Here is a 21,492-nt window from a genome sequence, read left to right on the forward strand (position 1 = left end):
CCGATGCGTCGAATGCAGGGCAAGATCATCCCTTCGGCAGATACGGGATGGTTCCGGCCAGATCGGAGTTGTCGATCAGCTGGAAACGGCTGTCGCTGCCGCCCTGACGGGCCGAAACGAACGGCGCGTAGGCAGGATCGTCGGTGAAGGCGCGCGCCGCTGCCTCGGTCGGGAACGCCATCAAGGCGATCAGCGTGGTGTCGAGCGGCTTGCCTTCGAGCGTCTTCACATTGCCGCTGCGCGACAGATATCTGCCGCCGTGCTTGTGAACGAGGTCGTGGACCGACGCGGCATAGGCCGGCATCCACTTCGGGTCCCTCACCTTGATGTCTGCGATAACGTAAGCGGTCATGGGTCATGTCTCCTGGTCGTGCACAGGGGTATCCCGTGCAGCGGCCAAGGGGTCGCATGGCAGGGCCGGCGCCAGCCAGTCCGCGATCTGTACTGGTGTGGCGAATCCGAAATTCGCATTCACTTTGGAGCAACGCAGCGAGCGAATTTCGGATTCAAAAGCCACACCAGCAAGTGCTTGGATTTCCAGTGTGGTTTTGGATTTGAAGTTCCTAATGCTGATGCCACCCAGAAAGCAGGAACTTCGAATCCACCGCACTGGGCCGGTACAGTTTCTGTACTCGCCGCGTCGCCGGGAAAGGCCTACGGTTCCGGCGGAGTTTGAGGGAAGGCAACATCGTGACCCAGTCTGGATACAAACAGTTCTGCCCGTTATCGATGGCCGCCGAGGTGCTGTGCACCCGCTGGACCATGGTTCTGCTTCGCGAATTGGTGGCGGGTTCGACCCGTTTCAACGATTTGCGCCGCGGCGTCCCCAAAATGTCGCCGACCCTTCTGTCGCAACGGCTCAAGGAGCTCGAACTGGCCGGGATCGTCGAGCGCAAGGAGGTGCGCGGCGAGAAAGGCATCTTCGAATACCGGATGACCGAGGCAGGCAGGGATCTCCGTTCCGTCGTCGAGGCGATGGGTTTTTGGGGCCAGAAATGGGTCGAGTCGCGGCTGTCGCTGAAGAACCTCGATCCATCGCTGCTGATGTGGGACATGCGGCGCAATCTCAACGCGTCGCCGCTGCCCGACGGGCGCACGGTGATACAATTTCTGTATCAGGAGCTCCCCGCCTCCAAGCGGTCATGGTGGCTGATCGTCGAGAAGCACGGCGAGGTCGACCTCTGCTGGTACGATCCGGGCTTCGATGTCGATCTCTACGTCTCGACCGACCTGCACACCATGACCGAAATCTGGATGGGGCTGATCACCGTCGAGAAGGCCGGGCCGAAAGTTATCTTGACGGGCGACCAGGACATCGCGCGCAAAATGCAGACCTGGCTCGGCCTGAGCCCGTTCGCGGTCGAACCCAAGCGAGCGGCCTAGCTGCCTCTTGGCGAAACGTCCCGAAGCGGTTATGTGTCGGGCCGCGTGGTCCCGTAGCTCAGTAGGATAGAGCGGCAGATTCCTAATCTGTAGGTCACAGGTTCGATTCCTGTCGGGATCACCACGCTTTCAACTGGTTACCTGACGGTCGCGTCGGTGCTCGGCTGTGAACGCGTGCGAGGAAGTCGCGCACCACGCAAGCGCCTCATCGAAATGGGTTTCCAGTAGCCAGTGGCCGCCGCCATTGAGGAGATGGAGCTCTGCTTGCGGCAAGTCGCGCTTGTAGGCGCGGGCCGATGCGGCCGGCATATAGCCATCCTCGGGACCCCAGACGATCAGTGTCGGTGGTTGCCGTTCGCGCAGATAAGCCTGGTATTTCGGGAACCAGTTGAGGTTCGCCTCCAGCTTCTCCATCAGGCCGACCGCAAGCCGCCGACGGGGCGGCGTGTCCATCAGAGGCCAATGGAGTTTCCACAGATCCGGTGGCACGCGCTCGGCCACGGCCTCGCCAACCTCACCGATGAACTCGTGCCGGAAGCCCTCCTCGCTCACCGCTTCTTCCAGCGGGCGATGCTTGTCGGGCGTCTTGTCGTTCCAATACGCCTTGATGGCTGCGTATTTCGGGCCGAGCACGTCTTCGTAGATGTCGCCGTTTTGGATGATAAGCGCGGCAACGCGCTCCGGATAGGCGATGGCGTGGCGCAATCCGATCTGCGAGCCGTAATCGTGCAGCCAGAGCGCATAGTGAGATAGGCCGAGCGCGTCCGCGAAAGCCGCCAAAAACCCGGCATAGGTCTCGAAATCGTAGCCGAATGCAGCCATGTCGGGCGTAGCGCTGTAGCCGAAGCCAGGAAAATCCGGGGCGAACGTGTGCCAGCGATCAGCCAGTCCGGGCATCAGCCTTCGAAACTGATAGGACGAACAGGGATAGCCGTGCGGCAGCAGAAGCACGGGAGCGTCGGCCGGGCCTTCCTCGCGAAAGAAGACAGTAGTTCCGTCAACTCTGATTTGGCGGTGTCGCAACTTTGCCTCCTCGATCGAAAGGCTCCGAAAATGACTGGTAACCCCCGCATCCCGTTGTGAGCGCCTGGATCCGAAACTCATGATCAGGTCGAGGGTTCCCGGTCGCGCCGGTGACAGCGGCCAAGGAACCTGCCGCCGATCAGATCGTTTCGCGGTATCTGGCTAAGGCCAATCGGAGCGGAGGCAGACATGCCGCATGCTCACAATCGCGGGACACCGAACACGGGCCGGCTCTGCCAGTTCGGGGCTTGGCGCGATGCTGCGTGACGATGCTGCGTGACGTCGACTATGTCCTGCAAAAACTCGACTGGATGCGCGCCGAAGGCATCTGGCCCAACGGCTGGCGTTATCTCTGGACCGATGCCTTTGGGGTCGTGCTCTACGTCTCGCTTTATGCGGAAACTGGCGAAGAGCGCTGGCTGGGCGAAGCCGCGCGGCTGGTGGCCGATGTCGAGCGTGTGCTCGGCCGCCGGCGCGGACTGAGGATCGGCGAAGCGGCCGATCGCGACGGCCAGTATTTCCACTATCTGGCGATGTGGCTGTTCGCCCTGGCGCGTCTCGGCGATCTGAAGCCGGAATACCGCAAGCGCGGCATTGCGCTGGCGCGGGACATTCACCCGGCATTTGTGGTCCCTGGCCGCGGCGTGATCTGGAAGATGCAGGAGGATCTGAGCAGCCCATATCCCGGCTACCGTCTCGGCAGCATGGATGCCTATGACGGCGACGTGGCGAAGCGGTTTGCCGAACTGGAAAAATGGGCGAGAAAGAACCTTCCGGTCGGCGACGTCGTGGGGCGCTGGTGCAATGAGGATTATGATACGGCCGACAGGATTCCATATGCCGGCGAGCCCGATCCAAAAATGGGCTCGAGCGCGACCCGGCGATCGTAATCATTGCCGCGATCATGCGCGGCGCCGACCCTCCCGCCACGAAGCCAGCAGCCGCATGACAAATTGGGGGGCAGATCACAAGGAGAAATCCCATGCATGCAAAACTCGTGACCGGAGCAATGCTGATCGCGATGTCGGCGCTGCTCCAACCGGCATCGGCGGCACCCGATTGGCAAACAATCGCTAAGGCGCTCGGCAAATCCGGAACCGAGACGCCTGATGGCGTCTACCGGGTCGGGCTGCCGCGAACGGACCTGAAGGTTTCGCTCGACGGCGTGGCCCTGAAACCCGGATTTGCGCTTGGAGGCTGGATTGCGTTCGAACCCATGGGAGATCAGGCAATGGTTATGGGCGACATCGTTCTGACGCAGGACGAGGTGAACCCGGTCATGAAGAAGCTTGAAGAAAGCGGGATCGAGATCACTGCGGTACACAACCACTTGCTGCGCGCGGAGCCAATGACACTCTACATGCACGTCTTCGGCCAGGGCGACCCGGTTACGCTCGCCACAGCGCTTCATGCCGGATTGGCGCTGAGCAAAACACCGATGGGAGGCGGCGCCCAGCCGCAAGCCGCACCACAGATCGAGTTCGACACGGCCGGTGTCGACCAAACCATCGGTTATAAGGGTAAGGCCAATGGCGCGGTCTACCAGTTCACGATCTCGCGCGCTGAGCCGGTCGAGGAAAATGGAATGGAAGTGCCGGCGGCCATGGGCTCGGCAATAGCGATTAACTTCCAATCGACAGGTGGCGGCAAGGCGGCGATCACGGGTGATTTTGTGCTGACAGCAAAGGAGGTCAATCCGGTTATCAAAGCCATGCTGGATAACGGCATCGAGATCACCGCGTTGCATAGCCACATGCTCGATGAGCAACCGCGGCTCTTCTTCATGCATTTCTGGGCGTACGACGATGCGCAGAAGCTGGCGAAAGGACTGCGCGCAGCCCTCGACAAGGTCGCCGTCAAAAAGAGCTAGATTGGGCGTCCGCGCGCGCGTCCAACGGCGGAGTTCGGCCGACTCGGAGCGATCGTCGGCCTTCTTCCCGCCGCCTCGGGAATGGTTCTCTGGCACGGCGTCTCTCCGCCACCAGCATTGCGCCTGAGATCACCTTTCCATCGCACACGAGACTCAAGGGGCGGGCCGGGCTTTTGCGAACTAACGCGTTCGGAACGATCAAAGGTCCGCTTCGTTCTGATCGGATGGACTGGATTAGACTAGGCCTTCTGGCGTTGGCGGGGTTCCTCACCTGGACACTGAACACCCTCTCGGCCGGAGGCGGAGGTCTATTGCTGATCCCCGCCGTGACTTTCATCACAGGGAGCGCGGCGGTTGCGCCGGTCATCACCTTGACCGAGCTCATCGGCAATCCCATCCGCGCCCTGGCCTTCCGGCGCGACATCGATTGGAGCCTGGTCCGTTGGTACCTGCCCGGCGCCATCGCCGGTGCCGCTGCGGGCTCCTGGCTCTTCGCCAACAGTCGGGCGGAATGGCTCCAGATACTCATAGGGATCTATCTGATCAGTGCAGTCTGGGAATTTCGCGGCGGCGCGCGCGAGCGGAGCTACCGAGCCCGCCGCTGGTGGTTCCTCCCGGCCGGCCTGATCGTCGCGCTGTTGTCGGCGCTGATGGGCACGGTGGGACCCGTCTTGAATTCGCTCTATCTGAACTACGGTTCGGAGAAGGAGACGTTGGTCGCCACGAAATCGGTGAACTCGTTTGTGACCGATGTCGTCAAGATCGCGGTATTCACCGGACTCGGCGCGCTCGGTGGTCAGGCGGTCATGTACGGCGCAGCCGCGGGTTTGGGCGCTGCGCTTGCCAATCTGCTGGCCAAGCGCTGGCTCGAACGCCTAAGTGGACGACAGTTCCGCGGCCTTGTGGTCGCGCTCATGGCTGTGAGTGGAGCGCTGATGATCTGGAACCAGCACAGCTTCGTTGTGCAGGCCTGGCGCGCGGCCACAGGAATGTCTTAACAATGTCGATGTTGGCTGGAGCGCTGCGCCGTAGCTTGGTTGACCGGTCGCGCGATACGCAGAAGCTGGCAAAAGGCCTGCGCGCAGCCCTCGACAAGGTCGCCGTCAAAAAGAGCTAGCGCTTCCCGTCCGCGCGCATCATACAGGGCTCTTCGAACCAGCCGACCTAACCAGCTCAGCTTCGAGAAGCTTCGTGAGATTAGATCACGCTCAGGGTCACGGCGGCAAGAACCAGATAGCGGCCGACCTTGGCGGCAGTGACCAGCAAAAGGAAAACCCGAAAAGGCTCGCGCAGGACGCCCGCGACGACGGTTAGCGGATCACCGACAACGGCAGCCAACTCTGCAGGAGCGACCACTTTCCATAGCGGCGATACCACACTTGCGCGCGGTCCAGTTGCGCTTGGTTCATCGGAAACCACCGTTGGCCCCGAAAGCGCTCGATGCCTCGCCCGAGCCGCCAGTTGATCACCGATCCAAGCACGTTGCCGACGCTCGCGACTCCGATGAACAGCCAGGGCGAGTAATCCGCAAGCATGAGTTCGACCAGCACTGCTTCCGATTGCATCGGCAGGATCGTAGCGGCGAGCAAGGCCGCCAGGAACAGACCAGCACAGGCCGCGAGATCGGTCATTGAACCGCATATCCGCCAGTCGACCTAATGATGGTGACCTTCGGGTTCGACCATCTTGAACGGCAGCACCTGTTCGCGATCTTTCGCGGTCAGCACCAGACCTGCCTGGAACTCATGCGGTTCGGCAGGGGCGACGGTGCTCTCAAGGCGGTGATGGTTGTCGCCGACAGGTTTCGAGGCGAAGCGTCTCCGGCCCGCCGGGCCGGTCGATGATCACCGTCGCTGCCAGATCGTCGGCCTGGCGATCGATGGTCAGCCGCGTCCGCTCGCCGGCCGGTGTGTCGACGATTTCCAACGTCCCCGCAGCCAGGCGACCTTAAAGGGCTCCGGCGCAGCGTCAGTTGCGATACCGGTCCGTGGCCAGCGCAGCGCATCATAATTCTGCTGTTCCTTCAGCCTGCAAAGTCTCCGCGAGAATCGTGAGGGTCGCGCCGGTGAAAGCGGCCAAGGAACCTGCCGCCGATCAGATCGTTTCGGGTATCTGGCTAAGGCCAACCGGAGCGGAGGCAGATATGCCGTATGCCCGCAATCGCATGGAACCGAACATCGGCAAAGTCTGCCGTGGATTCGGGCCTTGGCGCGATGCTGCGTGACGTCGATTATGTCCTGCAAAAACTCGACTGGATGCGCGCCGAAGGCATCTGGCCCAACGGCTTGCGGTATCTGTGGACCGACGCATTCGGGGTCGTGCTCTACGTCTCGCTTTGCACAGAAACTGGCGAACAGCGCTGGCTGGACGCGGCCGAGCGGCTGGTCGTGGATGTCGAGCGTGTGCTCGGCCGCCGGCGCGGACTGAGGATCGGCGAAGCGGCCGATCGCGACGGCCAGTACTTCCACTATCTGGCGATGTGGCTGTTTGCTTTGGCGCGTCTCGGCGATCTGAGGCCGGAATACCGCGAGCGCGGCATTGCGCTGGCGCGGGACATTCACCCGGCGTTTGTGGTCCCTGGCCGCGGCGTGATCTGGAAGATGCAGGAGGATTTGAGCGGTCCTTACCCCGGCTACGGCCTCGGCAGCATGGATGCCTATGACGGCTACGTCTCTTACCGAATGCTCGACGACGAGGAACTGGCGCCCGAGATCGCGCAGATGCGTGCCCTGATGGAGCGCGATTGGCGCAGGCTCGACATCGAGCAGGACCTCGGCCTCGGCATGATGCTGTGGCTCGCCCATTTCTTTCCCGACGAGCCGTGGGCCGAGGCCCAGACGAGGCGTTCGCAGCGAACCCTGGAAACGATGTGGGTCGACCCGCCCGGTTATTTCAGCCGCGCGCCATGGCTGCGCGATACCAAGTTCGCCTTCACCAATTACGGCGTTTCGCTCGGCCTGCAGGCCGCCGGTATCTGGCCGGGGCGTGTCGATAGGCTGAACGCCTTCTTCGAGGACTGGCGCTCCGGCGACGAATACGACCGCGAGGCGATCACCTGGGTGATGGCCTGCACCTCGCACCTTCCCGGCGCTTTTCTGACCCGGGGTGGCGAGACAATGATTGAAAGCGACCAAGCTCGGGAACGTTCCTCCGCCGGCGCGGTTGTCGATGGAAGTGCATGGAGACGCAAGGGGCGCGGTTGAAATGGCCATTCTCTTGGGAAAACCGGGAAGCTGTTGGGTGGCGGCAGCCGCCTCCACGAACTATCCCCAGCTCGAAGGGTCGATCCGTGCGGACGCCGTTGTCGTGGGTGCTGGAATTGTCGGGCTGACGACGGCGCTTCGGCTTTGCGAGGCGGGCCGGTCGGTGGTCGTCCTCGAAGGCCTGCGCACAGGCGGCCAGGTGACCGGCCGCTCGACGGCCAAGATCACCACGCAGCATGCGCTGATCTATCGTCATCTCATCGACAGCGTTGGCCGGGACCTGGCGCAGACCTATGCCGATGCGAATTCCGCCGGCGCGCGCCAAATCCGCGATTGGGTTAACAACTGCGCCATCGCCTGCGATTTCGAGAGCAAGGACGCCTATACCTACACCTGCAGTGAAAGCCGCTGCGCGGAGATTGCGGCCGAGGCGGAGGCCGCGCGCCAGGTCGGGCTGGAGGCCGAGATCCTCGACCGCGCGCCGCTGCCTTTCGTAACGGCCGCCGCGCTACGGTTCCCCGACCAGGCGCAGTTCAATCCGGCGATGTATCTGGTTGGCCTGGCGGAAGCGGTGACGGCCCGTGGCGGTCGGATCTTCGAAAACAGCCGCGCCACCTCGATCGACGAGGCAAGTCGCTGGCGCGTCGTCACCGATGGCGGCGCCGTTGATGCCGGGCACGTCGTCGTCGCCACCAACATGACGGTGAAGAGCCCCGTCGGCATGGCGAACCGGACGCAACCGCGCTGCCACACCGCCATGGCCTTTCGGATCGACGATCCCCTCCCTGTCGACGGCATGTTCATCGGCATCGACGACCCGACGCATTCCATCCGCACGGGCCGTGATGCCGAAGGGCCACTGCTGGTCACGCTCGGCCCCAAGTTCAACACCGGCTGGGACGGCGACGTGGCCAAGCGGTTTGTCGAACTGGAAAACTGGGCAAGAAAGAACCTTCCGGTCGGCGACGTCGCCTGGCGCTGGTGCAATGAGGACTATGATACGGCCGACAGGATCCCATATGCCGGCGAACCCTATCCCGCCAAGGCCGCCGGCTTCCACATTGCCACGGGCTTCAACGCCTGGGGCATCACCAACGGGACGGCCGTGGGCGAGATGATCGCCGACCTGATCTGCGGCCGCCCGAGCCCATGGCAAAAACTCTACGATCCGGCCCGGCCCTATCCTGAGGACTTCCACAAGAACGGCCGCAGTCAATCGATCGTCTCGAGCACCCACGACATTGCGCCTGGTATGGGCGGCGTGATCGTCAGGGGAGACGAAAAGATTGCGGCGTGGAGAGACACCGAAGGCGCACTCCAGGCGGTTTCGGCGATTTGCACCCACAAGGGCTGCACCGTAACCTGGAACAATGCGGACCACACCTGGGATTGTCCCTGCCACGGCTCGATCTTCGCCGCCGACGGTTCGGTCATCCACGGCCCTGCCCGAAAACCGCTTGCCCAGATTACATTGTGAAGGCGGCGACCGACACGGCCCGCGTCACGCCGGCCGTTCGTAGGTTCCGACCAGCTCCGTCTCCTCCAATGCGTGTTTCTGGGCTTGCTTCCAGACCTGATGCACGCCCGCCTGTCCTGGTACGCTGAGGCTCGGCACATCGAGCGCGGCCAGCAGGAAGTGGTAATGGTGGACGCCGTGCCCTGCAGGCGGCTGCGGACCGTCGTAATACGCATTGCCGAAATCGTTGGTGCCTTGCCTGAGTGCCGACGGGCCGGGCTTGCCGTCTTCGGCCTCGGCTAGTCCCCCGGCATCCGGCGGGATGTTGAACACCGCCCAGTGCCCGAAAATCCCGCTTGGTGCATCGGGATCCCGCACGACAAGAACAAGGCTCTTGGTACCATCCGGGACACCGGACCACTTCAGCGGCGGCGAGACGTTCTGGCCGTCACGCGCATATTTTTCGGGAATTCTTCCGCCTGCCCGGAACGCTGGGCTGATAAGGGTGAGTGGCATTGCTATTTCCCCAAGGAGGTTGCGAGAAGCCCGCGCCTGCGCCGTTCACGCCGCTTGCTGAGCTTCGGCGACGCGTCTTATCTCGCCCGGCAGGGATTCCCAGACCTTGTGCATCTGTCCTTCTCCGACGTGATGGGCGAGTACCTTGGACACGACCCTGAATGCATCCTTGGAATCGACCGGGCGGGTAAATTCCAGCTCCGCCTTGATCTTGGCCAGAAACTCGTCGAGCGACCGCATCTTCTCGGGAGCTTTGGAAGGCTGATATTGGTCATAGAAGGCGCCGCGCACCAGGATCGGCAGCTGCGAGCCGAGGTGGGCTGCAAGATCCGGCTGCATACGGTCGCGCAGGGCGTGCAGCACCGCTCCGAGAACGTGCCAGGCGACCTGCCGATCCGGTCCAATCTCGTCCATGATCTCGTCGAGCCAGATGTTCGTGGTCTGCAGTGTCTTGTCGAATACGTCGAGTCCGGTGGCGTTCATCGAGATCCTCCTTCCGTTCAAATCCGACTAGGTGATGTGACCAAACAGCCGTACCTGCCCGTTGTTCCCCCATGCGCATGTCCTGATGCGCATTTATTGTCGGAGGTCCCGTCTGTTGTCGGCCCGTCATGAGGGGATTCGGGCCGGCTTTTTTGCCGCTGTTTTTCGACCACCTTTCTTGGCCGGCACCGGAACATCCTCATGGGTGGACGAGTTTTGTTTGCCGTCGCCGATCACATGGCGACGAGTGATGCAGACACAAAAAACAGGAGAAGAACCATGGCACATCACGATTTGGCGCCCCGGACGCCATCGCGCAGCCTCTACCCATCCGCGCGCGACCCGCTCACGTCATTCCACCGGCAGATTGACCGCCTGTTCGACGACTTCTTCGCACCGATGGCCGAAGCGACTACGGCCGGCGATCTTTGGCCGAGCGTCGACGTACATGAAACAGACCAAGCCTATAAGGTCACCGCCGAATTGCCGGGGCTCGAGCAGAAGGACGTTGAGCTCAAGCTGCGCGAAAACACCCTCTTTATTACGGGCGAGAAGCGTTCGGAGCACAAAGAAGGCGAAGGCGGCCGCACCTACAGCGAACGCAGTTATGGCCGGTTTCAGCGGACCATCCCGCTGGAAGCGGAGATCGATGCCGACAAGGTGCAGGCCACTTTCAGAAACGGCATTTTGGCTGTCGAGCTTCCGAAGAACCCCGCTGCAAAGGACAAGACACGCCGCATAGAAGTGAAAGCGCGATAGTTGCCAAACTGAAGGCTGCCTGAGCAGGCGGCGTTCAGCCCAGATGGAGAAGAACGGCGAGCACGGCGGCAACCGCCCAGCGAGCGTCTAGCGCCGGGGATCGTCCGTTGCCTCGGAAACGCCTTCGAGAGCGATTTTGGCGGCTTCCTCATCGGTCCGCCCGAGGTCGGCCAGGGCGATGACGCCGACGAGGCGCTTGTCGTGATTGATCACCGGAAGACGACGCACCTGATGCTTGGCCATGATCTTCTGATGCTTGGCCATGATCTTCGCCGCATCGGTGATATCGGCGTCATCGAAGCACCAATAGACATGCTCGGACATGACCTCGCGAACGGTCGTGTTGCCGGCTGAGCGCTCCTCGGCGACGCCGCGCATCACGATGTCGCGGTCTGTCACCATGCCGACCAGCCTGTCATTCTCGCCGACCGGAAGGGCGCCGAGATTGTCGGCCCGCATTTTCCGGGCGGCATCCCTGATTGTCGTGTTCGGGCCGACCAGTTCGGTCCGACGGCTCATGATCTCCTGAACTTGCATGGGATCTTCCTTTCCCTGATTGCTGAGGCAACAAGTCGCCAGACGGACCTGTTGCGACGCATCGCTAGATTGCCAGCTGGCCGGACGAGGCATGTACGGATCACTACTTCGATCTTCCCGATCCGCGCTGAGGCGCGTGCCGGTGCCGGCACCTCGCGATCGAAACTATTCTTGGAACGTCCAGGCAGCGAGCGAGTTCCAAAATGGTACCGGTGCCGCAGCCATCCCACGGAATGTGGACGCAGGCTGGTGAAAAAACATCCACCGGGAAAACAGATGCACGCGGATTGAAGGTCATGGCTATCATCTTTTCAGATCGCCGCGAGGCCGGGCGGCAACTCGCCGGGGAACTCGTTCGCTTTGCCGGCCGCGACGATGTGATCGTATTGGCGCTGCCTCGAGGCGGCGTGCCGGTCGGCTACGAGGTCGCGCAGGCACTCAAGGCACCGCTCGACGTCTTCGTCGTGCGCAAGCTCGGCGTCCCCGGTCACGAGGAACTGGCCATGGGGGCGATCGCGCCCTCAGGTGTACGTGTCCTGAACGACGAAATCGTCAACGGTCTCGCGATCCCGCCACATGTCATCGACGCGGTCGCTGCAAAGGAGGAAAAAGAGCTTCTGCGCCGCGAGCACCTCTATAAGGACGGGCGACCCCCACCGCAGTTGAATGGACGAACCATTATCCTCGTGGATGACGGGCTTGCGACCGGATCGACCATGCGGGCCGGGATCAAGGCGCTGCGAAAAAACCACGCCGCCCATATTGTCGCGGCCGTTCCCGTCGGTAGCCCCGACACTTGCGACGCGATGCGGGCGGACGCCGACGAGGTCGTTTGCGCGACGACACCAGAGCCGTTGCTGGGTGTCGGGCGCTGGTACGTGGATTTCTCGCAGACGAGCGATGAAGAGGTCCGCGCGCTCCTCGCCAGGTCCGTGCCCAAGCCTGCGGCTTCCCACAAGCCTGCCGCTTCCGAAGAGGAATTGGCTGGGCGCGCGAGCGCGGGTCCGGCGCCTGGCACCAGATCGACATAGCGGAGGTGGATATGGACCGGGATAGCGAGCACGTCGTGCATGTTCCCGCGGGGCTTGTCACGCTTGAGGGCAATCTTTCGTTGCCCCCGGATGCTCGCGGCCTTGTGCTCTTCGCCCACGGCAGCGGAAGCAGCCGCCACAGCCCGCGCAACCGCTACGTGGCCGGAAGGCTGAACGAGGCGAACCTCGCCGCCTTCCTCATCGACCTGTTAACGGCCGAAGAGGAGCGGATCGACCAGGTCACGGCGGAGTTGCGCTTCAATATCGGATTGCTCGCCGACCGGCTGGTCGGCGTCACGGATTGGCTCGGCGCCTCGCCGAACACGTCGGGGTTGCGTCTTGGCTATTTCGGCGCGAGCACGGGCGCCGGTGCCGCCCTGGTGGCGGCGGCCGAGCGGCCCGACCAGGCCGCGGCCGTAGTTTCGCGTGGTGGCCGGCCCGATCTTGCAGCGCACGCCCTGCCGCGCGTCCGGGCGCCGACCTTGCTCGTCGTCGGAGGCGCGGACAAGCAGGTGATCGCGCTCAACCGCTCGGCGCTGGCGGCGCTCCGCTGCGAGAAGGAGCTCGCCATCGTCCCTGGCGCGACGCACCTGTTCGAGGAGCCCGGCGCCCTGGACGAAGTCGCGGGTCTGGCGAGCCGATGGTTCTTGCGCCATCTGACTTCGGACAGATCGGCGTCGACGTCCTGACAGCTGGGGCTTGGATCACCAGTCCCGGGATCATTTGCGTCCTCAACGCGTTATGATTCTCATAAGACCGCGCGCAGCTGCAACCCGAATGGCTGTCGCAACCCGTATGAGGGAGAAAGACAATGCCGGACAAGAAAACCATCGAGAAGGCCCGAAAGGACAAGCGCGAGGGCAAATCGCCGAGCACACAGGCCGGCGAGTTCGTGCACGAGGAGATCGATAAAATCCGCCGCGGCGAGCACGGCGCGCGCTCGACGCAGCAGGCCATCGCCATCGGGCTTTCCGAGGCAAGACGCGCAGGCGTAGACCTGCCCCCGCCCAAAAAGGGCAAGGTGAAGGAGAGCACGCGCAAAAGCGCCGAATACGCCTATGAGGCCGGCCAGGGTGAACGCACGCCGAAACGCCGCCCGCGGGTGTCGAAAGCCGTCTCCAAGGTGCTCGAGCACGAGCCGAAGAGCACGGCTTCGCACGAGGCGCTGGCGCAGCAGGCCAAGCGTGCGGCCTCGCGCCGGACGGCTGAGGAGCGCTCGGCCGCCGCCAAGAAGGCCGCCGAGACGAACGGCGCCAGCGGAAGGAAGGCGGCGGCGCAGAAGGCCGCCAGAACGCGCGCGCACCACGCATAGTTCAAAGACGGCAGTTCGCCTCCTGGAAATCCGATATGGCCCAAGCGACCGGTATCGAGATCTGCCCCGGCAGCGCGGGACAACGCCGCTGCCCAAGGCGAACCAGAGCCTGCATCTGCGGGACAACATCGACTTCGAAATCACCGCTGACGACACGGTGGCGCTGAACGAGCAATACGCGTCACTCGCGACGCTGCCTGACGCGTGACACCGACCGGAGGTACTCGGCGGCAAGGGCAGCGGGAGACCGGTCAGGAAAGCGCAGCCTGTCTCTTGAGCATGATGCGTATCGCCCATAACGCGGAGAACTCTGATCATGACCTCAGCTGCCAGCACGACAATGCCGCGAGACACCACTCAGACGAGACATATCGCTTTGCTCGGCGCGCCCTCTAATCTTGGGCTGATGCCGCAGGAGGGTGAGCCGGAGCCCGGCGTGTGGAAGGCGCCGGAGACACTTCAATCGCTTGGTCTCGCCGACCGTTTAGGCGCCGGTCCGTTGCGCTCGGTTCGGGCTCCGCCTTATCGGCCTGAGGTGGATCCTGCGACGGGCGTGCGCAATGCCCAGGCCCTGCGCCAGTATTCCAAGACGCTTGCCGAAGCGGTCGACGAGGAGCTGAACTCGGGAGGGTTCCTGCTCATGCTCGGCGGCGATTGCAGTGTGTTGCTTGGCCCTGCGCTCGCGCTGCGGCGTCGTGGCCGCTACGGCCTTATCTTCTTCGATGGGCACACCGATTTCAAATTGCCGGATACCTCGCCGTCAAAGGGAGCCGCGGGCATGGATTTGGCCTTCGTGACCGGCCATGGCCCGACGCTCCTGACCGATTTCGGCGAGCACACTCCTTTGGTCCGTGAGGCCGACGTAGTCGCGTTTGGCTATCGCGATGTGCAGGACCCCGCGACTTACACGTCCAAGGCCGTCTTCGAAACCGATGTTCACCGGATGGATTTGGCTGACGTGCGGCAGCGCGGCTTCGCCGATGCGGCACGCATAGCGCTTGACGCGATCACAGGGCAGGACGTCGAGGGTGTATTCGTTCACTTCGATGTCGACGTGCTGGACAGCGAGATCATGTCGGCTGTCGATTCGCCGGAGGCCGGCGGTGTCTTGCCCGACGAAGCTGTCGAAGCCCTTCGCACATGGTGCAACGATCCACGCGTGATTGGGATGGAGGTGACGATCTATGATCCCGACCGCGATCCGGATCGTCGCTGCGGCAAGCTGCTGATCGACATTCTGGTCGCTTCCCTTCGCGGCCGGTAGACCAATGGGAGTCCTGCACTTGTGCACGAACGCAATCCGCCGGCACGAATGGCCGTCGGTCTGACGGATCGCCGCGCGCACCCATTCTGTGGTGCTACCTCATCGGGAACCGTTCTCAACGAACATGGTTCCGAGTGTGCGACCGAAGCATTCGGCTTCTTCTACCCGGCTATCGCCAAGGAGATTCGCCATGACCGGCAAAACCCGTCCCACCGTCCTGATCACAGGCAGCAGCGGGTTTCTGGGCCAAGCCATCGCTCGCGGCTTGATGGAGCGCTACGACATCATCGGCCTTGATGTTGCCAGACGATCCTTGCCCGGCGTCGAGACGATCGAGATCGACCTTACCTCGGACGCGAGCGTGGCGAAGGCACTGGCCGAGGTGCGCGAGCGGAGCGGCGGCCGCGTTGCCTCGGTAATCCATCTCGCGGCTTATTACGACACGACCGGCGAGGATAATCCGAAATACGGCGCGGTGACCGTCGAGGGAACGCGCCGGCTGCTGAACGCGCTGAGGGGGTTCGAGACGGAGCAGTTCGTGTTTTCGAGCACGTTGCTGGTGCATGCGCCGAGCCCGGCGAAGGGCGCCAGGATCGACGAGCGATCGCCGATCGATCCGGCCTGGGCCTATCCGAGATCGAAGGCCGAGACCGAGACGCTGATCCTGAAGGAGCACGGCGACATCAAGGTTGCGATCCTGCGACTGGCGGGTGTCTATGACGAGGATTGTCACGCGGCCTTCATCGCCCAGCAGATCGCCCGCATTTTCGAGCGCATGCCGACCGCCTATCTTTTCACCGGCGACATCACCACCGGCCAGCCCTACCTGCATCTGGACGATCTCGTCGACGCCGTGGTGCGCACCGTCGACCGGCGTAGCGCGCTTCCCAACGAGACCGTACTGCTGATCGGCGAAGAAGAGACGCCGTCCTACGACGACATGCAGAAGCAGATCGGGCAGCTCCTGCATGGCGAAACCTGGCGGACCCTGTCCCTGCCAAAAGAGGTGACGAAGCTCGGCGCCTGGATGCAGGAGAAGGTTCTCGATCAGGAGTCCGACATCAAACCATGGATGATCGAGAACGCCGACGATCACTACGAGATCGACATCTCCCGCGCCAGGCGCCTGCTTGGCTGGAACCCGCGGCACAGCCTGACCGCTACCTTGCCGGAAATGATCCGGCGGCTGAAGGCGGATCCTACCGACTGGTATAAGAAGAACAAGCTTGAACCGTCGGCGGCCGCCGCTTCCGCGCCCGAGCTCGACCAGGCCGCCGAACGGCTGCAGCGCCCGCTCGAGCGCTCGGACGACGAGGTCGAGGCGGAAACCGAACGCCGCCGGGCCGCAACGCTCTGGGCGCCGCTGACCAACGTTGCGATCGGGCTGTGGCTCGTGGCGTCGCCCTTCACGCTCGGCCTGTTCGATCCCGCTTCAGCACCGATTCCGCCGGCGCTCGGACATGAGATCGCCTCGCCGGAGACGCGCGACGGCAGGCTCGGCATCAGTGAGATTGTATCCGGCCTCGCCATCCTGTCGCTGGCGCTAGTCGGCACGCGCCGGCGCTGGCACGGGCTGCAATGGATCACCGCCTCGATCGGGGTTTGGGTGATGTTCGCGCCGCTGCTGTTCTGGACCACCAGCGCCGGAGCCTACGCGACCGACACGTTGGCCGGCATGCTGATCGTCGCGTTCGCGGTGATGATCCCGCCGACGCCGGGTATCAGCCGGCGTGCCCTTGCCGCCGATGACGACCGCCCGCTCGGCTGGAGCTATTCGCCCTCCCTCTTCACCCAGCGCATTCCCATAATCGGCCTCGCCTTTGTCGGCCTGTTCGTCTCGCGCTATCTCGCTGCCTATCAGCTAGGGCACATCGACAGTCTTTGGGATCCGTTCTTCGGCCCGGGCGAAACGCCGGCCGGCAATGGCAGCGAGGCGGTGGTCACCTCCTGGGTCTCCAAGGGTTTTCCGATCGCCGATGCCGGGCTGGGCGCCTTCGCCTATGCGCTGGATATCCTCGCGGGCGCGATCGGCGATCGCCGCCGCTGGCGCACCATGCCGTGGATGGTGCTTTTGTTCGGCTTGCTGGTCGTTCCGCTCGGTGTGGTCAGCGTCGGCTTCATCATCATCCAGCCACCGCTCATCGGGGCGCTGTGCACGCTCTGCATCGTCCAGGCTGCCGTCACCGTCGTCCTCATCCCTTATTCGGTCGACGAGGTGCTGGCGAGCTGCCAGTATCTTTGGCACGCGAAACAAGCGGGAGAGCCGTTCTGGCGCACATTCTGGTGCGGAGGTCCGGCACTTTCGGAGGACCAGACGCCAACGCCGGATCTCGACCGGCCGCTATCGGCAGTGGCGCGGGACTTCATCACTGGCGGTGTGAATTTCCCCCGGACCCTTGTCGCCAGCACACTCGCCGGCGCCCTGCTGATGATCACGCCGCTTGTCTTCGGCACCAGCCCGCCGCTCTACTTCAGTGACCATGTCACCGGCTGCCTGGTCATCATGATCGCCGTTACGGCGATGGCCGAGGTGGCGCGCGCCGTCCGTTTTGTGAACATAGCGCTTGGAGCCTGGATCGCCCTCTCTCCGTTCATGCTCGCCGGCGGCGCGGCGGCGAGCCTCGCCAATCTGGCGATCGGAGCGCTGCTGGTCGGGCTCAGCCTGCCGCGCGGCACGCGCAGCGCTGCGCATTATGGCGGCTGGGACCGGGCCATCGTCTGAGAATGTTCGGCGGCGCAGGACGGTCGGCCAGGTGGCTGCAAAGATTGATCCGCATCAACCTGTCGAACACATCGAGCGGGAAGTCGGCGAAAGGCGCAAAGGCGGCCGTACCCTTCCAACTTGAATTTTCCGCGTATCTGCATTTCATAAGTCGGCAAATAAATTAGGGAGGAATTTCAACATGATAAAAGGGCAATTCTCTGCGCCGGCATCCTCGCCGCCGGTATGTGGGCCGCGTCGTCATCGGCGTCCGCCGAAAGCCTGACCATGTCTTGCGGCGTTGACGAGGTCTGGTGCCAGCAGACGGCGCGGGCGTTCGAGGAGAAGACCGGCATCACGTCAATATGACCCGCAAGAGCGCTGGCGAAATCTATGCGCAATTGCGCGCCGAGGCCGCCAACCCAAAGGGAGACATCTGGTGGGGCGGAGCCGGCGATCCGCATCTGCAGGCAGCCGAGGAGGGCCTGACAGTGGAATACAAATCGCCGCTGCTCATGCGGACCGGTTCTGATCAAAGCTTGAAGGATTGCACGCAGAGCTGGCGGACCTGGGCGAACACGCCGCTGCCGGCGCAAATCACCAGCGCGCCGTTTTCCAGCACCGTCTTTGGGTCGGGCTTGACTATAGTGCCGCCGGCTTCTTCCACCAGCAGCATGCCTGCCAGGCAGTCCCAGGCGTTCATATGCTCTTCGACATAGCCGAGCAGCCTGCCGGCGGCCGCATAGGCGAGCATCAACGCGCCGGATGCGTTACGGAAAAACACGCCGCCCTTTGAAAACAGCAAGCCGATGAGCGTTGCGACGTTCTGAATTTCGGCGCGGTTGGAAAAGCCGGTGCCCAACGAGCCGTCGGTCAGGCTGGTGGCCGCGCTTGCCCTGATCGGCTTGCCGTTGAGAAAAGCGCCGCCCCCCTTGCGGCAATGGAACGTTTCGCCGGTAGAGGGCTCGTGGATGACACCCACGACAGTGTCGCCGTCCTTGGCGCAGGCGATGACCACACACCAGGCCGGAATGCCCCGCACGAAGTTCGCAGTGCCGTCGATCGGATCGATCACCCATACATGCCCGCTCGATCCGGTGACCGAGGCATGCTCCTCGCCGACAATTCCATCGGTCGGGTAAGCGGCTTTCATTGCCGCACGGATGAACAGCTCGACCTCGCGGTCAGCCTGCGAGACCATGTCCTGATGACCTTTGCTCTCGATGGCGAGGCTGTCGAGGTCGCGAAAATACTTCAGGCCGAGCGCGCCGGCGCGCCGCGCGAGATCGATGGCGAACTGTTCGCGCGTTGCTGTGTCGGGTGTCATGAGATCCTTGGGATGGCGAATGTGATCTGAGGAAAATACCCCAGCCAAAGAAGCTTAGCGGTGAAGCTAAGAGCGTGCAAATGACGAGCCCTGCCTTTTGCGGGGCGGCCCCGAGGCCGACCGGTCTTCCATGCGCCCGACAGCGACAGTCGCGCTCATACGGGTCCGGTCATGTCGCCTTCGATATAGATGATCTGGCCGGTCATGAAGCTCGACGCGTCGGAAACCGGGAAGATCGCAGCACCGCCCAGTTCATCGACCTCGCCCACCTTGCCAGCGGCCGACCAATGCCACGGCTTGCCGGCGATAAACGCCTATCCCCGCCAGACATCTTCGCGGCGCAGATCGTCCATCGCGCGCGAAATGCCTTCGCGCAGGATCGACACCATATCGTCGATCTACTGGCGCTTGATGATTAATGGCGGCGACATCACGCACATGTTGATCAGTAGCCGGACCAACAGGCCGAGCTCGTGGCAATGCGCGTCGATGCCGGTCGGCACCTCGATCCGCCTCGCTTATGACCCTGAGGCTCTGCTGGCGATAACCTGAATAATTTTTTGCGCAGCAGTGCGACCGGCGACGATCGCGCCCTCGACATAGCCCGGAAATGACGGCGACAGCTCCGACGAGGCAAAATGCACCGGCGGGGCGCCCGCCCGGATAATGCATTCGGCATCCGTTGCCGCCGCATCGACGATCGAATCGCTGTAACCGCCGCCGCTCCAGTGATCCCCGGTCCAGTCGCGATAGCTGAGATCGGTGACGCCGGCCGCCTCGATACCGAGCGCATCTTGCAGCTTTGATGTCACCGTTGCGCGTAGCGCCGCGCTGTCCATATCCCGCCAGCGCTGCGCCAGCGGCCCGCCGATGAAGACGACAAGTGCTGCATGATCCTCGTCCTTGCTGGCATCGCAGGCAAAAAGTCCGTGCGGCTCCCGCCACATCACCATGCCGCTCAAGCCCCTGTCGCGCCAGAAAGCCTTGGGATAGCGCACAAGCATTTTGATAACTGCGCCGCTTTCCCAGACGCCGAGGGCTCTCTCCAGCGCAGCCGGCAGCGGTGGCACGAAATCGACTCTCGAGGCCATCATCGGCGGTAGCGCGACCAGTACCGCTCGTGCCTCGGTCACGCCGGCAGGCGAAACGACGCGAACCCCTCCCGGGCCGTGCTCAATAGCCTCGACGGCTGTATTCAGCCGCAGTCGATCGCCGAGATCCCGCGCAAGATCATCTGCCAGCGAATGCATGGTTTCGCCCACGAAATACTGCAGCTCCGACACCTCGTTAGTGATGCGGCGATCATTGTCGATCAAGTACCACAGCGGCAGCCTTTCCATTGCCAGGCACCACAGGCCCTCGATCATCGACCGAAAGGCGGCCTTGGCATCGTCGGGATCGTTCTGGCGATCGAGCCATGCCGCGACTGTCAAGCCGGCGATGGCCGGGTCGGTCGGTGCGATCGCGTTCATCCGCTCGCGCATTCGCATCGCGGTGCCGTAAGTGCGCCCGGCTTGCGCCTCGCTCATTCGCGGCTGCGTGACGAATTCGCCTGCGACATGGGTCTCGACCAATGTCTTGCCGCGCGCTCGCACCAGCGCCATTAATTCCGGCATGTCTTCGCACAAGAACTGGCCGCCGCTGTCGATCCGCTCGCCGAGCCCGTTCTGCACGGCTTCGACGCGGCCGCCGACACGGTCGCGGGCTTCGAGTAGCACGACATCGATGCCGGCGTGGTTCAATTCACGCGCGGCCGACAGGCCGGTGAAGCCGGCGCCGACGATGGCCACATCGGCTCGTTCGATCTTGAACTTCATTAGCCGGCCTTGATCTTCTCGAATGTCAGGCGCCGGATCATTGTCTTCATTGCTGATCCACCCTCTTTTTGATGGTTCACGCCGGCCTGGCACCGCGGGCTGCTGAGTTCGGATAGTGCTTGGGGAATGCCGCAGACAGGAACTCGTTCGCGGCCTGCAGCGCCGTCTCGCGTGTGGCGTCCTCGGTGCCCATCATCAAATGCAGCCACAGACCATCCAGCATGGCGCTGAGCGCCAGCGCCATGACTTGCGGCTCATAGGCATAGAAGCCGCTCTGCTTGAGCGCCGCGCAAAGATCGATGAATATGTTCTGGTAGACGGCATCACGTGCGCTGCTCAGCGCCTGATATTTCGGTCGCGATTTGGCCTCGCCCCAGAAGGCACACCAAGCAGCCAGCTTGCGCTTGTTGCAGATCGAGCGGTTGAAATCGGCTGCCACCAATGCCTGCAGCTGGCGGGCGGGATCATCGCCGGCCCTTTGCAAGGCGCTGCGCCAATGCGCCGAATACTCGTCATGCATGTATTGCAAAGTGGCGACGAGCAGCTTCTCCTTGCTCTCGAAATGGAAATTGACGATGCCGCGCGACAGGCCGGCGCCGTCGGCGACGTCGGCCATAGTCGTTTCCGAATAGCCGCGCTTGGCCAATGAATCGATAGTCGCTTCGATCAGTTGAACCTGCCTTGTCTCTTTCGACGCTTTGCGGCCGCGCTTTTCGGAATCGCTTTTTCGCGCCGGTTCGAGGAGGGCTTCGCGCGCCTCTGTTGTCTTCATCGGGGTGATGGTCTCCAGCATCGCCGGCTAGCCGACCG

At 63.1% G+C, this 21,492-nt stretch carries 20 protein-coding genes, 1 tRNA gene and 4 pseudogenes; 14 read left to right on the forward strand and 11 right to left on the reverse strand.

The features are described from left to right. Positions 1–25: 25 nt before the first annotated feature. On the reverse strand, positions 26–352 hold the full coding sequence (locus NKI08_RS07495; RefSeq protein WP_023677873.1) for a DUF1330 domain-containing protein: 327 nt from the start codon (positions 350–352) through the stop codon (positions 26–28). A gap of 338 nt (positions 353–690) precedes the next feature. Between NKI08_RS07495 and NKI08_RS07500 the strand changes: the two genes are divergently transcribed. Next, positions 691–1,383, forward strand: a complete 693-nt coding sequence (locus NKI08_RS07500) for a winged helix-turn-helix transcriptional regulator (RefSeq protein WP_352457625.1) — start codon at positions 691–693, stop codon at positions 1,381–1,383. Positions 1,384–1,430: 47 nt separating this feature from the next. Then, positions 1,431–1,507: transfer RNA gene (locus NKI08_RS07505), tRNA-Arg, on the forward strand. On the opposite strand, the pseudogene NKI08_RS07510 reads toward NKI08_RS07505, so the two are convergent. Next, positions 1,502–2,487 (reverse strand): annotated as a pseudogene (locus tag NKI08_RS07510) (alpha/beta fold hydrolase). The gene NKI08_RS07505 and the pseudogene NKI08_RS07510 sit on opposite strands and share 6 nt — an antisense overlap. A 182-nt stretch (positions 2,488–2,669) precedes the next feature. On the opposite strand from NKI08_RS07510, the gene NKI08_RS07515 reads away from it, so the two are divergent. The 3 genes from NKI08_RS07515 (at position 2,670) to NKI08_RS07525 (ending at position 5,274) form a co-directional block, all read left to right on the forward strand. After that, a complete protein-coding gene (locus tag NKI08_RS07515; protein WP_352564559.1) occupies positions 2,670–3,296 on the forward strand; it encodes a hypothetical protein in 627 nt (208 codons plus the stop codon). Positions 3,297–3,388: 92 nt separating this feature from the next. Further along, positions 3,389–4,276 carry a DUF1259 domain-containing protein gene (locus tag NKI08_RS07520; RefSeq protein ID WP_352471465.1) on the forward strand — a complete coding sequence of 296 codons (888 nt, stop codon included), beginning with the start codon at positions 3,389–3,391 and terminating at the stop codon, positions 4,274–4,276. Between the two features lie 224 nt (positions 4,277–4,500). Further along, entirely contained in the window at positions 4,501–5,274 is a 774-nt protein-coding gene (locus tag NKI08_RS07525; protein ID WP_352471466.1) for a sulfite exporter TauE/SafE family protein, read from the forward strand. A gap of 199 nt (positions 5,275–5,473) precedes the next feature. Here NKI08_RS07525 and NKI08_RS07530 read toward each other — a convergent pair. Both NKI08_RS07530 and NKI08_RS07535 read right to left on the reverse strand, forming a co-directional pair. Beyond that, positions 5,474–5,907, reverse strand: a pseudogene (locus NKI08_RS07530) (YqaA family protein). A 142-nt stretch (positions 5,908–6,049) separates the two neighbouring features. Then, positions 6,050–6,202 carry a hypothetical protein gene (locus NKI08_RS07535; protein ID WP_352564561.1) on the reverse strand — a complete coding sequence of 51 codons (153 nt, stop codon included), beginning with the start codon at positions 6,200–6,202 and terminating at the stop codon, positions 6,050–6,052. A gap of 266 nt (positions 6,203–6,468) precedes the next feature. On the opposite strand from NKI08_RS07535, the gene NKI08_RS07540 reads away from it, so the two are divergent. Next, on the forward strand, positions 6,469–7,479 hold the full coding sequence (locus NKI08_RS07540) for a hypothetical protein (protein ID WP_352564563.1): 1,011 nt from the start codon (positions 6,469–6,471) through the stop codon (positions 7,477–7,479). A 1-nt stretch (position 7,480) separates the two neighbouring features. Next, positions 7,481–8,956 carry an FAD-dependent oxidoreductase gene (locus tag NKI08_RS07545; protein ID WP_352564565.1) on the forward strand — a complete coding sequence of 492 codons (1,476 nt, stop codon included), beginning with the start codon at positions 7,481–7,483 and terminating at the stop codon, positions 8,954–8,956. Between the two features lie 24 nt (positions 8,957–8,980). Here the strand turns inward: NKI08_RS07545 and NKI08_RS07550 are convergent, their stop codons facing one another. Together NKI08_RS07550 and NKI08_RS07555 are read right to left on the reverse strand one after the other, a co-directional pair. After that, entirely contained in the window at positions 8,981–9,451 is a 471-nt protein-coding gene (locus tag NKI08_RS07550) for a YbhB/YbcL family Raf kinase inhibitor-like protein (RefSeq protein ID WP_352471470.1), read from the reverse strand. A 45-nt stretch (positions 9,452–9,496) separates the two neighbouring features. After that, a complete protein-coding gene (locus NKI08_RS07555) occupies positions 9,497–9,934 on the reverse strand; it encodes a DUF2267 domain-containing protein (protein WP_023677864.1) in 438 nt (145 codons plus the stop codon). A 279-nt stretch (positions 9,935–10,213) separates the two neighbouring features. Here NKI08_RS07555 and NKI08_RS07560 point away from each other — a divergent pair, with 279 nt between their 5' ends. Continuing rightward, the gene (locus tag NKI08_RS07560) at positions 10,214–10,693 is read left to right on the forward strand and encodes an Hsp20/alpha crystallin family protein (RefSeq protein WP_352471471.1); all 480 of its coding nucleotides are present in this window, start codon (positions 10,214–10,216) and stop codon (positions 10,691–10,693) included. A gap of 87 nt (positions 10,694–10,780) precedes the next feature. On the opposite strand, the gene NKI08_RS07565 is transcribed toward NKI08_RS07560, so the two are convergent. Next, a complete protein-coding gene (locus NKI08_RS07565) occupies positions 10,781–11,230 on the reverse strand; it encodes a CBS domain-containing protein (protein WP_502899223.1) in 450 nt (149 codons plus the stop codon). 203 nt (positions 11,231–11,433) lie between these two features. Here NKI08_RS07565 and NKI08_RS07570 point away from each other — a divergent pair, with 203 nt between their 5' ends. From NKI08_RS07570 to NKI08_RS07595, 6 genes and pseudogenes are all read left to right on the forward strand, one after another. Beyond that, positions 11,434–12,261, forward strand: a complete 828-nt coding sequence (locus NKI08_RS07570; RefSeq protein ID WP_352768164.1) for a phosphoribosyltransferase — start codon at positions 11,434–11,436, stop codon at positions 12,259–12,261. 11 nt (positions 12,262–12,272) lie between these two features. Continuing rightward, positions 12,273–12,950 (forward strand): dienelactone hydrolase family protein, encoded by a 678-nt coding sequence (locus NKI08_RS07575; RefSeq protein WP_352564567.1) that lies wholly within the window; start codon positions 12,273–12,275, stop codon positions 12,948–12,950. Positions 12,951–13,072: 122 nt separating this feature from the next. Continuing rightward, positions 13,073–13,573, forward strand: coding sequence for a DUF6496 domain-containing protein (locus NKI08_RS07580; protein WP_352768168.1), 501 nt, complete (start codon positions 13,073–13,075; stop codon positions 13,571–13,573). A gap of 376 nt (positions 13,574–13,949) precedes the next feature. Then, positions 13,950–14,837, forward strand: coding sequence for an arginase family protein (locus tag NKI08_RS07585; RefSeq protein WP_352768170.1), 888 nt, complete (start codon positions 13,950–13,952; stop codon positions 14,835–14,837). 190 nt (positions 14,838–15,027) lie between these two features. Next, entirely contained in the window at positions 15,028–17,559 is a 2,532-nt protein-coding gene (locus tag NKI08_RS07590) for an NAD-dependent epimerase/dehydratase family protein (RefSeq protein ID WP_352768173.1), read from the forward strand. 225 nt (positions 17,560–17,784) lie between these two features. Then, positions 17,785–18,050 (forward strand): annotated as a pseudogene (locus NKI08_RS07595) (substrate-binding domain-containing protein); the annotation flags it as partial. Positions 18,051–18,070: 20 nt separating this feature from the next. Here the strand turns inward: NKI08_RS07595 and NKI08_RS07600 are convergent. The 4 genes and pseudogenes from NKI08_RS07600 to betI form a co-directional block, all read right to left on the reverse strand. Next, positions 18,071–18,865, reverse strand: coding sequence for an inositol monophosphatase family protein (locus NKI08_RS07600; RefSeq protein WP_352768176.1), 795 nt, complete (start codon positions 18,863–18,865; stop codon positions 18,071–18,073). Positions 18,866–19,179: 314 nt separating this feature from the next. Next, positions 19,180–19,371 (reverse strand): annotated as a pseudogene (locus NKI08_RS07605) (aspartate aminotransferase family protein); the annotation flags it as partial. A 12-nt stretch (positions 19,372–19,383) separates the two neighbouring features. Next, entirely contained in the window at positions 19,384–20,682 is a 1,299-nt protein-coding gene (locus NKI08_RS07610) for a flavin monoamine oxidase family protein (protein ID WP_352540229.1), read from the reverse strand. A 76-nt stretch (positions 20,683–20,758) separates the two neighbouring features. Beyond that, a complete protein-coding gene (gene betI / locus NKI08_RS07615) occupies positions 20,759–21,475 on the reverse strand; it encodes a transcriptional regulator BetI (RefSeq protein ID WP_502895733.1) in 717 nt (238 codons plus the stop codon). Positions 21,476–21,492: the final 17 nt, after the last annotated feature.

Source organism: Mesorhizobium sp. M0768, assembly GCF_040320195.1.
GTDB lineage: Bacteria > Pseudomonadota > Alphaproteobacteria > Rhizobiales > Rhizobiaceae > Mesorhizobium.

Bases quoted from the DNA above. Each gene is read 5' to 3' on its own strand.
- NKI08_RS07495 (WP_023677873.1), bottom strand. From the start codon at position 352: ATGACCGCTTACGTTATCGCAGACATCAAGGTGAGGGACCCGAAGTGG.
- NKI08_RS07520 (WP_352471465.1), top strand. From the start codon at position 3,389: ATGCATGCAAAACTCGTGACCGGAGCAATGCTGATCGCGATGTCGGCG.
- NKI08_RS07525 (WP_352471466.1), top strand. From the start codon at position 4,501: ATGGACTGGATTAGACTAGGCCTTCTGGCGTTGGCGGGGTTCCTCACC.
- NKI08_RS07545 (WP_352564565.1), top strand. From the start codon at position 7,481: ATGGCCATTCTCTTGGGAAAACCGGGAAGCTGTTGGGTGGCGGCAGCC.
- NKI08_RS07550 (WP_352471470.1), bottom strand. From the start codon at position 9,451: ATGCCACTCACCCTTATCAGCCCAGCGTTCCGGGCAGGCGGAAGAATT.
- NKI08_RS07555 (WP_023677864.1), bottom strand. From the start codon at position 9,934: ATGAACGCCACCGGACTCGACGTATTCGACAAGACACTGCAGACCACG.
- NKI08_RS07560 (WP_352471471.1), top strand. From the start codon at position 10,214: ATGGCACATCACGATTTGGCGCCCCGGACGCCATCGCGCAGCCTCTAC.
- NKI08_RS07565 (WP_502899223.1), bottom strand. From the start codon at position 11,230: ATGCAAGTTCAGGAGATCATGAGCCGTCGGACCGAACTGGTCGGCCCG.
- NKI08_RS07570 (WP_352768164.1), top strand. From the start codon at position 11,434: ATGGTACCGGTGCCGCAGCCATCCCACGGAATGTGGACGCAGGCTGGT.
- NKI08_RS07575 (WP_352564567.1), top strand. From the start codon at position 12,273: ATGGACCGGGATAGCGAGCACGTCGTGCATGTTCCCGCGGGGCTTGTC.
- NKI08_RS07580 (WP_352768168.1), top strand. From the start codon at position 13,073: ATGCCGGACAAGAAAACCATCGAGAAGGCCCGAAAGGACAAGCGCGAG.
- NKI08_RS07590 (WP_352768173.1), top strand. From the start codon at position 15,028: ATGACCGGCAAAACCCGTCCCACCGTCCTGATCACAGGCAGCAGCGGG.
- NKI08_RS07600 (WP_352768176.1), bottom strand. From the start codon at position 18,865: ATGACACCCGACACAGCAACGCGCGAACAGTTCGCCATCGATCTCGCG.
- NKI08_RS07610 (WP_352540229.1), bottom strand. From the start codon at position 20,682: ATGAAGTTCAAGATCGAACGAGCCGATGTGGCCATCGTCGGCGCCGGC.
- betI (WP_502895733.1), bottom strand. From the start codon at position 21,475: ATGCTGGAGACCATCACCCCGATGAAGACAACAGAGGCGCGCGAAGCC.